The sequence below is a fragment of the bacterium genome (assembly GCA_021108215.1).
Lineage (GTDB): Bacteria > Oederibacteriota > JAAXVQ01 > JAAXVQ01 > JAUVAV01 > JAIORK01.
The window spans coordinates 1-14,319 of sequence record JAIORK010000021.1 but is presented as its reverse complement, the minus strand read 5'-3'; the positions used below and the strand labels follow the sequence as shown (position 1 = coordinate 14,319).

The following is a 14,319-nucleotide window of genomic DNA, read 5'->3' as shown; positions in this document are numbered from 1 at the left end:
AAGAGAGGGTGAGGAATTTTGGCTGCACCACAAATTATTCTGGATTTAGTTGATCGTTTTGAAAGCAATTTAGAGGCCTATACTTCCGGCCATTACAATGAAACCCAACTCCGCCGGGAGTTCCTGGACCCGTTTTTTACCGCTCTGGGGTGGGATGTGGCCAATGTGAATGGTAATGCGGAAATGTATAAGGACGTAATCCACGAAGACGCTATCAAAATTGGAGGTGCTACAAAAGCGCCGGACTATTGTTTCCAAATAGGTGGTATGCGTAAATTTTTTCTGGAAGCCAAGAAACCCTCAATCAACCTCAAAGATGACATCAATCCGGCTTTTCAGCTCCGGCGTTATGCCTGGTCTGCCAAGCTACCCCTTTCCATATTGACTGATTTTGAAGAATTCGCAATCTATGACGGTCGGGTCAAACCCAATCAGGGTGATAAACCGAACATAGCCAGAATACATTATTTTACCTATAAGCAATACGCCGACCAGTGGGATAAAATAGCAGCGATTTTTTCCAGAGATGCAGTCCTGAAAGGTTCTTTTGACAAATTTGCCGGAGGTAAGGGCAGGCGTGGAACCGCTGCGGTAGATCAAGCCTTTTTAGAGAGCATTAGCGAGTGGCGCAAGGAACTGGCCCAAAATTTGGCTCTGCGCAATCCCAAGCTAAGCCAGCATGAACTGAATTATGCTGTGCAAAAGATACTGGATCGTATCCTCTTTCTGCGAATATGTGAGGATCGGGGTATTGAAAATTATGGCCGCTTGCAAGGGCATGTTAATGGTGTAGGTGTATATAAACGCCTTTGCGAAACATTTCAACAGGCTGACGAACGGTACAATTCCGGGCTTTTTCATTTTCAAAAAGAAAAAGGACGCTCTGGATATCCGGATGAACTGACCCTCAATCTTGAAATAGATGACAACCTTTTAAAACACATTATCAAGCAGCTTTATTATCCTGAAAGTCCCTATGAATTTTCTGTGTTTACTGCTGACATTTTGGGCCAGGTATACGAACAGTTTTTAGGAAAAGTTATACGTCTGACTGAAGGCCATCATGCCAAAATAGAAGAAAAGCCGGAGGTTAAAAAAGCCGGAGGTGTCTATTACACACCTACCTACATTGTTGACTATATCGTAAATAATACCGTGGGAAAACTGCTGGAAGGTAAAACGCCAAAGCAAGCAGCCAACCTGAAAATTCTTGACCCAGCCTGTGGATCAGGTTCTTTTCTGATCGGCGCTTATCAGAAACTCCTGGACTGGCATCGGAATTTTTACATCAAAGACGGGATAGAGAAGTGGTCCAAGGGAAAGAGAACGGTAATTTTCCAGGGTCGTGACAATGACTGGCACCTGACCACATCCGAGCGCAAGAGAATTCTGACCAATAATATTTTTGGCGTAGACATAGACTCCCAGGCAGTGGAAGTCACCAAGCTGTCATTACTGCTCAAAGTGCTGGAAGGCGAGTCCAATCGGACTCTGGTTCATCAATTTAAACTTTTTCACGAACGCGCCCTGCCGGATTTGTCTGAAAATATAAAATGTGGAAATTCATTGATAGGGCCGGATTACTTTAACGACCGGCTCATGCCTGATTCGGAAGAACTCCAGCGAGTTAATCCCTTTGACTGGGAGCGCGAGTTTCTGGAGATTATGACGGCTGGTGGCTTTGATGCTGTAATCGGTAATCCACCGTATATTGGCTTTCATGGTTTTAAGGATGTGAAAGAATATTTTAAAAAGAGTTTCAATAGCGCGACTGGTAAATTTGACATTTACGTTTTATTTATTGAAGAAGGGTTGAAGCTTCTAAAAAACAAAGGATTATTATCATATATATGTCCGACTGGATTTATTAAAAGAGATCATGGAAGAGGAATAAGACGATATTTATTAAATAACTGTGCAATCCTATCAATTGTAGATTTTGAGCATAAACAAATATTCAATAATGTGCTCAACTACACAGGTATATTCGTGTTTTCGAAACCCTTTCAACCAAAAAATAAACTAATTTATAAACATGGATTAATTGAAACGGGAGATTACTATTTTCAAAGTAAATTAACAGAAAATTTATGGGTATTTAGAAGTGACCGGGACGAATTAATTGTAAGAAAAATAGTGGAAAACAATAAATGTGCACCTTTGTCAGGATTTGTTGAAAGAATTTCGGAAGGAATAGTAACCGGATTAAATGACGTGTACTTATTTTCATCAAAAGAGATTGCAAGTAAAGGATTTGAGAAAAGTTATTTTAAACCCTGTCTGCGAGGTAAAAATATTAGAAAATATTATTGTGAGTCTCATTCGGAGTATGTGTTCTATCCATATGATACAAACGGTGAGTTGGTTGAGGAAAAAACAATTCAGGAAAAAGCACCAAAGTATTATAATTACTTGCTAAATCAAAAGCAAAAAATTATTGCTAGACCATATTTCGAAAAATCCTCAAAAAAATGGTATGAACTCTGGAATCAGCGACGTGTGGCGAATTTTGAAAATGTGAAAATAGTTGTTCCTGAGTTATCTGATCGGAATCGATTTGCAATTGATACAAAGCAACAATACTACGGGGATACAGTTTGTGGCTTTTTTCTTCGGGGAAATGTAGTTTTGGATATTGCATATATTTTGGGCATTATTAATTCTACTTTGATTGAGTGGTATTATAAAAAGACAACAGTTCCTAAAGCTAATGAATTTTATATTTATAAAACTATGTTTTTAAAGACTATACCGATTTTGAATGTCGAGTTTTCCAGTGCAACCGATAAAGAAAATCATGACAAAATGGTTTCTCTTGTTGGACGTATGCTGGAGTTGAACAAGCAATTGCCAGTAACGAAAGAAAATCACGAAAAGACTCTTATCCAACGCCAGATTGACGCAACGGACAAGGAGGTTGACAGGCTGGTGTATGAGTTATACGGATTGACAGAGGCGGAGATTAAGATTGTGGAAGGGGAAAGCTCCAAATGAAGGACACAAAGCTTATGGAGGATATTGAAGATGGAAACAGCCCTTGACATAGTTCAAATAGCAACGCTAATATTTTTGATCATATATGTAGTTAAAACATGGCACATTGCGTCTGCTTCAAAAAAATCTGCAGAGGTATCAGAAAATATTTTGAAGGAAATGAAAGAATCTCGAGGCCAAGAAGTTGCGCCATATATAGTTGCCTACTTTGAGATTCCTTATGGAAAGCAATTAATATATCTTGTTGTAAAGAATGGAGGTAAAACTGTTGCGAGGAATGTGAAGCTGGAATTTCAACCCCCACTTAAGAACAGCGATGGAGGGGAGATAAATGAATTAACTCTCATAAGGGGAGGGATCGCTTCGATACCTCCAGGGCATGAAATACGGACATTTTTTGATAGCGCAATTTCTTATTTCGCTAAAAGTGAGTTGCCTTTAACATACAATGTGAAGGTTTCATATTATGGGGGGTTACAATCAGACACAAGAAACATGGAACAAATAATGGATTTGTCTGCATTCAAGGGACTATCTTTTCTAAGTGAAAAAGGGATGCATGAACTTGTAGTAGGAATTGAAAAGCTAGTTCAACACAATAATGATATAAGGCAGAAGTTGGAGAAGATAGCAGACAATTTATCTAATGGTGTTTGGTTAAAAAACACGAATATTATGATGACGGATTTACAGGTAGAACCGGAGTTGTGGGAATCTTGTGTATTTACAAAATTAATAGAGTTCAAGATGTTATGGACATCGGTTTATGGTGGGGAGCAGGGTAAATGTATAGATCCTTTCCTAACAGATTTAAAAAATAAATCCGTTAGCAGTGGGGCACAAATTTTGACCATTGCTGCCAGCGCTCCTTTCGATGTTCTGCCTGAACTAACGAATTCCTTAGTTGAAATTGCAGTTAAAATGACAGAGTTAGGAAGAACACGTTTTCAAATGGACGGTGGTAAATCAATTAATGCTTTCGATGCACTTGGAGATGACATCATAATGCTTATAGATAAAAACCTTGAACAAATCAAAGTACAGGGAGTCACATCAGATAATAAAGGATAAAATGCCCGTGTATGAAATGAGGTAAAAGTCGCCAGGCGCGATTAAGAGTCGGGGGAATAAAAATATTCAAGAAAACATAAAATAAAAATTATCAAACGCTGTCTAAAATATTAACGACACATAGTGCTTGCCGGATCAGGAAAGAAACAGGCGTCCTGGAATGATTTTTTTATTCATATCGTGTATATTGACACTGTGTGTTGTCTCTATTGTGGAGGTTTAAATGAGCGACCAAAAAAAAGTAGCACTGTTTGAAGGCAAAAAAATACGCAAATTTTGGGATGAACAAAATGAGCAATGGTTTTTTTCTGTTGTAGATGTTGTTTCAGTTCTGACCAATAGCCAAAATCCTGTGGTATATTGGCGCGTTTTAAAGAAAAGGCTTACAGATGAAGGCGCAAACGAAACCGTTACAAAATGTAACGGTTTGAAAATGTCTGCTGCGGACGAAAAAATGCGTGTTACGGATATGGCTGATACCGAAACCATGTTCCGGAATTTCCAGTGCAAATTGCTTGACAGTAAATTTATTTAAGTCTAATATATTATACGTACGTCTATTTAATCAGACGTACGTATAATATATTAGACTGGTGGGGAATGCATGCTTAACGAAATAGTGGTTGCGACCAATCCGCAAAAGGTATTGGACTTTATGATCCGGGAACCAATAAAGCAATTTACAGCTAACGAAATCCAAGCGGGAACGAAAATCAGCAAAGCCGGAATCAACACGACTTTAAGGAAGCTGGCGGATGAGAAGTTAATTGTTCGCGAGAAAAAGGCGAAAATTTATCTTTATTCCGTTAGAACGACCAACCAGCCGTTGATCAAACAATTAAAAGTCATGCAAAATCTACTTATGCTTCAGCCGCTGATTAATAAACTGAAAACCGTCTGTGAAAAAATAATTCTATATGGAAGTTGTGCGCGCGGCGAGGATATCCCGGCCAGTGATATTGATTTACTAATAATAACCAATGCCCTGGTTGATGCTGAAAAAATTGCCGGACAGATTGATCTGAAAAAAAAAGTTCAGTTTGTTTTTAAAACACCTTTGGCTTTCGTTGAGATGGGAAAAAAGGACCGGGAATATTTTGAAGAGCTGTCCCGCGGACTGGTGCTTTGGGAGGCGGATAAATGAATGCCGGTTTTAAAGAGTGCTTAAGTAAAAATAAGATTATGGAGTTTTCGCGCGGAAAAGCGCTAGCTTCCAAAGAAATCAAGATTGCTGAAGATGATTATAAGACTGCAAAAGTATCTTTTGACCAGTCGGGGTATAAATGGGCAACCGTGCAAGCATATTACTCCATGTTCCATAGTGCGCGAGCGTTGCTCTATGCGAAAAATTACCGAGAGAAAAGCCACGCCTGCCTTATCATTGCAATTCGGGCGCTTTACGTGGATGAAAAATTATTGCCTGTAAGATTGATCGAATACTTGCAGAATGCGAAAATGTTAAGGGAAAACGCCGATTATTCCAATGAATGGTCGCGTGACGGTGCAGAAATATTGTTGAATGCAGCGGAAGATTTTTTATTTAAAAGCAAAGCACTAATTAATAAAACAAAATGATCATTCAGCCATACAAAGGAATTAGTCCTGGGGATACCTAAATGCGAAAGGTGCCAGGCACCTGATATGGGTGTGTTAGCAGGAATATATCAGTCGCAATTTTTTAAAATGGATTTGGATAAAAAACCCCCGGCAATTTTGGAATAGTAATGAAAGCGCCAACCATGAATAGGGGTCATTTAATATGGGGAGCTAAAAAAGAGACGTTGGCAGTAATAACCGGATGTCGGATAAAGCGCTGTGCTTGCCGCTTGTCATACAAAAAAACTGAAATAATTCGCAATTATATCCTCCTTAGCCGGTCTAATCCCAATAGTACAAAACCAGGGAGGAGCACATGGCCAAAAACAATAGTCTGTCATTGGAACTCATCCAGGAAAAAATATACATTGTTCGGGGACGGAAAGTAATGTTGGACAGGGAGCTGGCGATATTTTATGGCGTCACCACCAAAGTATTTAACCAGGCTGTAAAACGAAACAAAGAAAGATTCCCCGAGGATTTTATGTTCCAAATAACACAAGCTGAAAATGACTCTTTAAGGTCACAATTTGTGACCTTAAAGAGAGGACAACACCGTAAATATCCACCTTACGCATTTACTGAAAATGGCGTGGCTATGCTGTCATCCTGCTTAAGAAGCAAATCAGCGATTCAAATTAATATTCAAATCATGCGGACGTTTACAAAAATCCGTGAATTGATGAGTATGCATAGAGATATTTATAACCGGATGAATAAATTAGAGATGAAACAATTGGGCCAGTCCAAAGAAATCATAAATATCAATCAGGTAATCCAGGAAATGTTGAATTTGCCGATTATTTTAAAACGAAAATCAAAACCCATAGGATTCAAGCGATAGCGAGAGAAACTTTGAGAAAAAAATGGGGAAGTCCAGGTAAAAAGGTGCCTGGCACCTTTTTATGGGTGTATGTGGGTGGAAATATGGTTTGACTTATGGGTGGATATGGGTGATGATATGGGTGGAAGGATATCTATATGCTGAAAACTGATACCATTCAAGTCACACCTGACCTTCTGGCGCTGATTTCCGAGATCGATGAATTCAAAGGCGCTTGGCGGTCTTTGGGTACGCTGGCACCTGAGCGTCTGACAGCCTTGCGCTTAATTGCCACAGTCGAGAGCGTTGGCTCATCAACCCGCATTGAGGGCAGCAAGCTGACAGATCGTGAGGTTGAATATCTGCTTGCTGATCTTAATATAACATCTTTTGCCACCCGCGACGAACAGGAGGTTGTTGGTTACGCCAAGGTGATGGATCAGGTGTTCAACGCCTGGCAGGATATCCCAATTACGGAAAATCATATCCGGCAATTGCACCGCGATCTGCTTGCCTTCAGCGAAAAGGATGAACGGCACCGCGGTAGTTATAAAACAGCCTCAAACAGTGTGGCTGCTTTCGATGCAGATGGAGCGCAGATTGGCATCGTATTTGAGACGGCAACCCCTTTCGACACGCCACGTCTCATGGGAGAGTTGACCGCTTGGTTGCATGAGGTGCGCGAGACACGCCGACTGCATCCTTTGCTGGCGATAGCCGTGTTTATTGTCGTGTTCCTGGAAATCCATCCTTTTCAGGATGGCAACGGCCGCTTGAGCCGGATTCTAACCACGCTGTTGTTGTTGCAGGCCAATTATGCTTACATCTTTTACAGCTCGCTTGAGAGCGTTATTGAGAATAATAAGGAAGGTTATTATCTTGCGCTCAGACAGACGCAAGGTACGATCCGTACTGAGGCGCCGAATTGGCAGCCCTGGATCGGGTTTTTCCTTCGTGTGCTGCAACAGCAAAAGCGGCTCCTGACTGTTAAGGTTGAGCAGGAAAAGTTGGTCCTTGCCACTTTGCCTGAGCTGGCCGTGGAAATTTTGGATTATGCCCGCGACCATGGCCGCGTGACGATAGGAGACATGACCCGCAAAAGCGGTGCCAGCCGTAATACGCTGAAAGAGCATTTTCGGAATCTGGTGAAGAAAAAATGCCTTAGCCAGTATGGCGTTGGCAAAGGCACATGGTATACTCTGTCATGATTGAATTTGAGGGATAAGGTGCCAACTACCTTGGAGAAAAAAGGAGCGTGTGAATGAAAAACATATTAATTTTAGGTGCCAATTCAGCGATGGCAAAATCCATGGCCCGGGTCATTGCCGGACCTGAAACTCAGTTGATCCTGGCAAGTAGGAATGTGGATGAACTGGAGAAAACCGCGCATGATATCCAGATACGCTGTCAGACACCAACACCGATTGTGATCTCGTTTGATGCACTAAAAACTGAAAAGCACGAAAAAATTATGAGTGATGTGCTTAAAAAAGTAAAAGTTCTGGATGAAGCATATTTGTTTTTCGGGATGCTGCATCCGCAAAAAGCCGCAGAAGCGGATTTTCAACTTGCCCAGGAAATGATGGCAGCCAATTATGTAGGTGCGGTCTCTGTTTTGGAGCGGATTGCCGCACATATGGAAAAAAACGGTCAGGGTGTGATTGTGGGCATCTCATCGGTGGCAGGCGACCGCGGCCGGCAGAGTAATTATCTATACGGCTCTTCCAAGGCCGGTTTGACAGTTTATTTACAAGGTTTGAGAAACCGGTTGGCGCATCATGGGGTTCATGTATTAACCGTCAAACCGGGATTTGTGGATACCCCCATGACCAGGAACAAGAAGAAGGGCCTTTTGTTCGCCAAACCGGAAACCATTGCAACCGGCATTATCCGTGCAGTGCGCAAAAAGAAGGATCATGTCTATTTACCTGGATTTTGGAAGTGGATTATGTTAATTATTAAAACCATCCCGGAAGGGATATTTAAGAAATTGAAGATGTAGTGGCTTAGCCCTTACGATAATTCAGGAATAGGCTGTTTGATTAACCTGGACAGCAGTGCTAGAATGATGAAAATCTATTGTCCATAGAAAAGAGAAAAAGTATGTCCGAGTATCCGCAGGATTAAAAATTAAATGAAATTGTAAATAAAATCGTGGATATCTATCATCCGGAGCGGATCTATTTGTTTGGTTCCATGGCGAGGGATGATGCTGATGAAAATAGTGATTACGATCTTATGCTTATCATGGATGATGATGTTGCACCCGAATTGCTTACCAGTAAACTTGCCTATCAAGCAATGTGGGGAATGCAGGTCGCAACAGATATCTTAATATGGAAAAAATCAGAGTTTGATAAACGGTTGCACCTGAAAGCTTCTTTTCCGGCAACAATTATTCGGGAAGGCAAATTACTCCATGCCGCTTGATCCTGTAAAAGTAGAAGATACACAGGTTTGGTTGATTAAAGCAGCCAAGTTTACAAAAGATTGAGAACAATTGAACAGCAGAACAGCAGAGCCGTCTTAGAACAGCTTTGCTGTTCTAAGACAAGGGGGCGCTAGGTTTCGACGGGAGAATTTTGGCTGGTATGGCATGCCGAGGACTTCATCTTTCCTCGTTAAAAAAGATGGAAATTTAACTTAATCGACGAACAACAGTTCGCACTAGCAGCTTAGGCTGCTCGTCCTTAATTGATTTACCTGTGATTGATTAAAAGGGCGTCACTCAAGCAGGTTGGTTTTCTAATTGTGCTTTAGGGTTAGAGAGCGAGACAACACTTAAGCTCGGGTTGATGAGAGCATGTCTAAAGGCAAGCATCATCCTTAAGTTTATACTTTAGACTAAGCATGTAGAAGTATTAGTAGAAAGTCTTTCGGACGCGGGTTCGATTCCCGCCGCCTCCACCACCATGCACCATAGAGGTGCATGGTTTTATTTCGGGATGATCCACACCGTCCCCGTTTTTAAAGAATTTTTTTGAAATTCCAAGATAGAAAGCTTTCATTAATTCGAATTTATTATGAATTTTTGGATATTTCACTACCAGTTTTTGCAGATGTTTGGGGCGTGTGAAAGCCATTTCAGCGTATAGGTTGAAGTCATTTTCAAGTGTGGAACGTCCATACGCGGCCAAAAAGCCCTCGCGATATAGGTTTTCATTGCCTTTCAACTGAGTGTCGAATTTGATTGACCTTAGAATTTGTGCGTCGGTTTCCGCATAGTGAAATTCCGAAGAATTGTTTGCACTCCAGGCTTCTATTGGAAATTGATATGCCTGAAATAAGATTGAACTCATTTCATGGTGAAAAAGACTTGCCAAGTAGGCATCATCGTACCCTTCATTACGAACGCCGGCAGTGAGATAGATGGCATCGCCAAGAGTAGTCCCGCCATATTCAACATCAAAAAAACTCAGACTATTAAGCAGAAAAATTGTCGACAAATTATGCCGAATAACATTGGCCGGGTACTTTTGTAATTCATGGGATAAAATTCGCAGATGCCGGGTTAACCCAAGCCGGGAAACCGGCTCGGCCGTTCCATTGGCGGGTGCTGTTCTCCATAGTTCCGGAATCGCTTCAGTGCCGATATCATGTTTTACTTCTATGCCATAATGTTGTTCGATTTCCGTCAGTTGCGCATCAATTTTATTGAAAAAAAGATACCACTGATTTGTCCAGTAACCAACCAGCCCGTCGTTCTGTAGAATACTGAATCCAACACCGAATAACATTATAGTAATTACTAATTTAAAACTGAGTTGGAGCACCACGATGTCCTTTAATTTGAATTGACTTCCACCAAGTACTGTTCAAAGCATCGTTGTTTTGCCGGTAAGTATAGTCGAAACAGCTGCGGATTTTGGCGCATTAGTGGCCACGCTGGATTTTAGGGTTGCAATTGTCGTGACCATAAAAATTTCCGGGTTGTAAAGGAGACGACGTTTTGTACCGGATAATTAGTTTTCGTTTTTCGTTTTAAACATACTTTTTCCGCGCGCAATGGTTTTATAAACTGATGGTTAGCTTATCCCGAAATATTGTTCTGGTTCTGATATTTATATATTATTATAACACAAATCCAATCGGACGGGAGCATGCCAATACGTCGATAATCGGTGAATAACCTCTGAAAGTGGAGATTGCTCCGGAGCGATACTTTTGTTTTGTTGAATAATTTGCTTATGCGCTTGAATCAAGCTCTGAGATTTATAACCTGGAGTATGAAAATGCAGTGGGTGGCGGGTTGATTTTGACGTATTCTTTTCATGATGACTTCTTTTTGGTTTTATGGAAGCATTATGAACGAGTATCTTTAAACATTCAAGATGCGGATAGTTTGACGCTTACAAATATTCCCCCCCTTCAACCCAAATTTTTTCTAGACTGTCTGCAAAAAAAACCATACAATCACCCTGGTCGTTTGAAAATTATGTTGAATTGTTAAGAATTATTTGTGTCCGGCACCAGGTTCGTGCGCCCGAAGCCGTAAGGGCAGACCTGTGTGTTTGTCCGGCGATGTTTAATAGTGTGTTGTTTTTTCGGGGGAATATCATTTCGTTTTCGATTACCGAGAAAGGATTTGCGCTATGTCTATTTTACCTGAACTGCAAAGGAATAAAGGGACAGTATCATCAGCACTTGGCAAGGAATTGGCCAAAGTTGTATTAGCAGGTAAAAAAGAAGTGCTGAGAGAGGCTGTTCAATTAACCTGCTTTGAACCTGAAAATATAAAATCCAAAAGTATTCGTGCCGGTGCTGCAAAAATAATTGAAAAAACAGCTGAGAAAAAACCAAAACTCATTGCGCCTTATCTCGAAAAATTATTACCTGCCTTGGATATGCCGGAGCCCCAAACACGTTGGATGATTATGATGACATTTAGCTATTGTGCTTCATTGAATCCCCGGAGCAGTATTAAAGCAATCAGCTATGCCAAGCAGTATTTGAAAGAAAGTCAAGGTGTTTGTTTGTCCGGTGCAACGGCATTATATTTAGGTGCTGTTGGTGCTTTATCAACTCAAGAAGCTAAATGTGTTTTGCCGATTTTGATTCGTGCTTTAGAAACTGCTTCAATTAATGAAGTGGATTGGATATTAGAAGCTTTTATTAAAATAACTGATAATTTAAAACCAGCTGATAGACATGCCATAGTAACATATGCCAATAAATATCTGGATGCACCTAAAAAAAGTACCCGGAAACGTGTAGAGAAATTGATGAAGAAGATAGGCTGATTGTTCAATAACGCAGGCGAAATCCATGTATTCGCCGGGTAATAGTGTAAGGCCGTGGTCTCCTCGCTCTTGTTCAGGGGAGTGATTTGAGATTTATCGCGGATCAGGCCACAGAAAGCATAAGTTTTTGTATAACTATCATTGGCATGTCTATTGCCATTTATTATAATAAATGGCAATAGACATGCCATGGAGTGTAACCATGATTATTATTTCGCCGGTCGGATCCGGTGGTGTTGCCAAAGACGGAATGAAAGGCAAAGATGGCATTGCTTGCCATGGTTGATTCAACTCCCGGAGGAAAAGAAAATGTCTGTAAACATTAAACGAATTATAACCATCATCATCATGGTGAGTGTGGTTGGTCTGATCAGTTTGGGCGCCTATATGGTGGTGCAAAAAAGCGATCACAGGCCACAAGATTCCAAGCAGTTAAGCGAGCCTGCGATTGATCCAAAAGCCGTGGCTGGCGGAGCAGATAAAGCGTGGCTCAGTCAAGCCATGGAAAAGATCAAAGCGCAGGAATATGAGCTCAGCAAAAATAAACAAGGCCTGCTCCAGGCGCCGAATCGAAAGCATAATTTCCGGATGACTGTGCATGAGAACAAGGTGGGATTTGAGCCGCGAACAATATCCTCTGAAAAAGAAGAGAAATCCAAAACCAAAAAATGGCAGTGGCAATGGGAGACTGATCAAATGGGCCGGCTGGGGAACATGGAATCAGTCGATAAGGGCGAAAGAAGCGTACAAGGGAATATGGTTACCTATGATCGCAAGCAGATGAAAGAGTGGTATGAGAACAAACCCGAAGGCATAGAGCAAGGATTTATCATCTACCAAAAGCCGGTTGCAGGTTCCAAAAAATCTTCCGGCAGTGACCCCTGGGTAATGATTCAATCCTGCAGGATAGAGGGCTTGACCTTGCGGTTGGCAGCAGATCAAAACAGCATAGATTTCGTAGATGAGCATCAGGCGGTTATCATGAGATACGGACAATTAAAGGTCAAAGATGCGTCAGATAAGTTATTGCCCTCGGAAATAAGAGTGGAAAAAAACACAATCATTGTAGCGTACCAGGATACCAATGCAAAATACCCCATAGTCATTGATCCCTTGATGACCAATCCCGGATGGACAGCAGAGAGTGATCAAGCGAATGCATATTTTGGTTATTCAGTGGCAAGCGCCGGAGATGTAAATGGGGATGGGTATAGTGATGTGATCGTGGGAGCGTATTATTATGACCATGGAGAGACAGATGAAGGCCGTGCTTATGTGTACCATGGCAGCAGCTCAGGGCTGGCAGGTACAGCTGCCTGGACAGCCGAGAGTGATCAAACTGGCGCAGAGTTTGGCAGATCTGTGGCAAGTGCAGGGGATGTGAATGGAGATGGATATAGTGATGTGATCGTGGGAGTGTATAGATATGACAATGGGGAGAGCAATGAAGGCCGTGCTTATGTGTATCATGGCAGCAGCTCGGGATTAAACGCTACGGCAAATTGGATTGCAGAGAGTGATCAGGTAGATGCAGGGTTTGGCAGATCTGTGGCAAGTAGCGGAGATGTGAATGGAGATGGATATAGTGATGTGATCGTGGGAGCGCATTTTTATAACAATGGCGAGCAAGATGAAGGTCGTGCTTATGTGTATCATGGCAGCAGCTCAGGGCTGGAAAATACAGCTGCCTGGACAGATGAAAGTGATCAAACATATGCATATTTTGGTTATTCAGTGGCAAGCGCCGGAGATGTGAATGGAGATGGCTATAGTGATGTAATAGTGGGAGCGTATGGTTATGACAATGGCGCGAGCAATGAAGGCCGTGCTTATGTGTACCATGGCAGCAGCTCAGGGCTGGCAGATGCATCTGCCTGGACAGCAGAGAGCGATCAAACTGGCGCAGAGTTTGGCAGATCTGTAGCCAGTGCCGGAGATGTGAATGGAGATGGTTATAGTGATGTAATCGTGGGAGCGCATGCTTATGACAATGGCGCGACAGATGAAGGCCGTGTCTTTGTGTATCATGGCAGCAGTTCAGGGATGGCAGGTACAGCAAATTGGACAGCAGAGAGTGATCAAACTGGCGCAGAGTTTGGCAGATCTGTGGCCAGTGCCGGAGATGTAAATGGAGATGGTTATAGTGATGTGATAGTGGGAGCGCACTATTATGACAATGGCGAGACAGATGAGGGTTGTGCTTATGTGTATCATGGGAGCAGCGCCGGGCTGGCAAATACAGCCGCCTGGACAGCAGAGAGTGATCAGGTAGATACCTGGTTTGGCTATTCTGTTGCAAGTGCAGGTGATGTGAATGGAGATGGTTATAGTGATGTGATCGTGGGAGCGCCCTTTTATGATAATGGAGAGACAAATGAAGGCCGTGTTTTTGTATATCATGGCAGCACCTCAGGGTTAGCCGCTACAGCAAATTGGATTGTGGAGGGTAATGAAATATTTGTAGGTTTTGGTTATTCAGTGGCAAGCGCCGGAGATGTAAATGGAGATGGTTATAGTGATGTGATCGTGGGAGCGCCCTTTTATGACAATGGCGCGACAGATGAAGGCCGTGCTTATGTGTATCATGGCAGCAGC

General features: G+C 42.0%; 12 protein-coding genes and 1 other RNA gene. 12 read left to right on the top strand and 1 reads right to left on the bottom strand.

Annotation, left to right across the window (positions count from 1 at the left end):
* The first annotated feature begins 18 nt into the window (after window positions 1-18).
* From K8S19_04145 to ssrA, 10 genes are all read left to right on the top strand, one after another.
* Complete coding sequence (locus tag K8S19_04145; GenBank protein ID MCD4812864.1) at window positions 19-2,994, top strand: N-6 DNA methylase; 2,976 nt, start codon at window positions 19-21, stop codon at window positions 2,992-2,994.
* A 30-nt stretch (window positions 2,995-3,024) separates the two neighbouring features.
* Complete coding sequence (locus K8S19_04140) at window positions 3,025-4,065, top strand: hypothetical protein (GenBank protein MCD4812863.1); 1,041 nt, start codon at window positions 3,025-3,027, stop codon at window positions 4,063-4,065.
* A 223-nt stretch (window positions 4,066-4,288) separates the two neighbouring features.
* Window positions 4,289-4,600, top strand: a complete 312-nt coding sequence (locus K8S19_04135; GenBank protein MCD4812862.1) for a hypothetical protein — start codon at window positions 4,289-4,291, stop codon at window positions 4,598-4,600.
* Between the two features lie 69 nt (window positions 4,601-4,669).
* Window positions 4,670-5,209, top strand: coding sequence for a nucleotidyltransferase domain-containing protein (locus K8S19_04130; protein MCD4812861.1), 540 nt, complete (start codon window positions 4,670-4,672; stop codon window positions 5,207-5,209).
* Window positions 5,206-5,640: a HEPN domain-containing protein gene (locus K8S19_04125; GenBank protein ID MCD4812860.1), complete on the top strand. Its 435-nt coding sequence runs from the start codon at window positions 5,206-5,208 to the stop codon at window positions 5,638-5,640. Before K8S19_04130 ends, K8S19_04125 begins: the two co-directional genes overlap by 4 nt.
* A gap of 337 nt (window positions 5,641-5,977) precedes the next feature.
* Complete coding sequence (locus tag K8S19_04120; protein MCD4812859.1) at window positions 5,978-6,505, top strand: ORF6N domain-containing protein; 528 nt, start codon at window positions 5,978-5,980, stop codon at window positions 6,503-6,505.
* 137 nt (window positions 6,506-6,642) lie between these two features.
* Window positions 6,643-7,692, top strand: coding sequence for a Fic family protein (locus K8S19_04115; GenBank protein ID MCD4812858.1), 1,050 nt, complete (start codon window positions 6,643-6,645; stop codon window positions 7,690-7,692).
* A 53-nt stretch (window positions 7,693-7,745) separates the two neighbouring features.
* Complete coding sequence (locus tag K8S19_04110; GenBank protein MCD4812857.1) at window positions 7,746-8,486, top strand: SDR family oxidoreductase; 741 nt, start codon at window positions 7,746-7,748, stop codon at window positions 8,484-8,486.
* Between the two features lie 137 nt (window positions 8,487-8,623).
* Window positions 8,624-8,914 carry a nucleotidyltransferase domain-containing protein gene (locus K8S19_04105; protein MCD4812856.1) on the top strand — a complete coding sequence of 97 codons (291 nt, stop codon included), beginning with the start codon at window positions 8,624-8,626 and terminating at the stop codon, window positions 8,912-8,914.
* 124 nt (window positions 8,915-9,038) lie between these two features.
* Window positions 9,039-9,394: a transfer-messenger RNA gene (ssrA, locus tag K8S19_04100) on the top strand.
* Here ssrA and K8S19_04095 read toward each other — a convergent pair.
* On the bottom strand, window positions 9,346-10,257 hold the full coding sequence (locus K8S19_04095) for a hypothetical protein (GenBank protein ID MCD4812855.1): 912 nt from the start codon (window positions 10,255-10,257) through the stop codon (window positions 9,346-9,348). The genes ssrA and K8S19_04095 overlap by 49 nt on opposite strands.
* 819 nt (window positions 10,258-11,076) lie before the next feature.
* On the opposite strand from K8S19_04095, the gene K8S19_04090 reads away from it, so the two are divergent.
* Complete coding sequence (locus K8S19_04090) at window positions 11,077-11,724, top strand: hypothetical protein (GenBank protein MCD4812854.1); 648 nt, start codon at window positions 11,077-11,079, stop codon at window positions 11,722-11,724.
* A gap of 309 nt (window positions 11,725-12,033) precedes the next feature.
* Window positions 12,034-14,319: integrin alpha (locus K8S19_04085; GenBank protein ID MCD4812853.1), on the top strand; the 2,286-nt coding region annotated here is incomplete at its 3' end.

What these genes read in the sequence shown, in the direction of transcription:
- K8S19_04120 (MCD4812859.1), top strand. Translation starts at nt 5,978, where the DNA reads ATGGCCAAAAACAATAGTCTGTCATTGGAACTCATCCAGGAAAAAATA.
- K8S19_04125 (MCD4812860.1), top strand. Translation starts at nt 5,206, where the DNA reads ATGAATGCCGGTTTTAAAGAGTGCTTAAGTAAAAATAAGATTATGGAG.
- K8S19_04140 (MCD4812863.1), top strand. Translation starts at nt 3,025, where the DNA reads ATGGAAACAGCCCTTGACATAGTTCAAATAGCAACGCTAATATTTTTG.
- K8S19_04135 (MCD4812862.1), top strand. Translation starts at nt 4,289, where the DNA reads ATGAGCGACCAAAAAAAAGTAGCACTGTTTGAAGGCAAAAAAATACGC.
- K8S19_04090 (MCD4812854.1), top strand. Translation starts at nt 11,077, where the DNA reads ATGTCTATTTTACCTGAACTGCAAAGGAATAAAGGGACAGTATCATCA.
- K8S19_04110 (MCD4812857.1), top strand. Translation starts at nt 7,746, where the DNA reads ATGAAAAACATATTAATTTTAGGTGCCAATTCAGCGATGGCAAAATCC.
- K8S19_04130 (MCD4812861.1), top strand. Translation starts at nt 4,670, where the DNA reads ATGCTTAACGAAATAGTGGTTGCGACCAATCCGCAAAAGGTATTGGAC.
- K8S19_04115 (MCD4812858.1), top strand. Translation starts at nt 6,643, where the DNA reads ATGCTGAAAACTGATACCATTCAAGTCACACCTGACCTTCTGGCGCTG.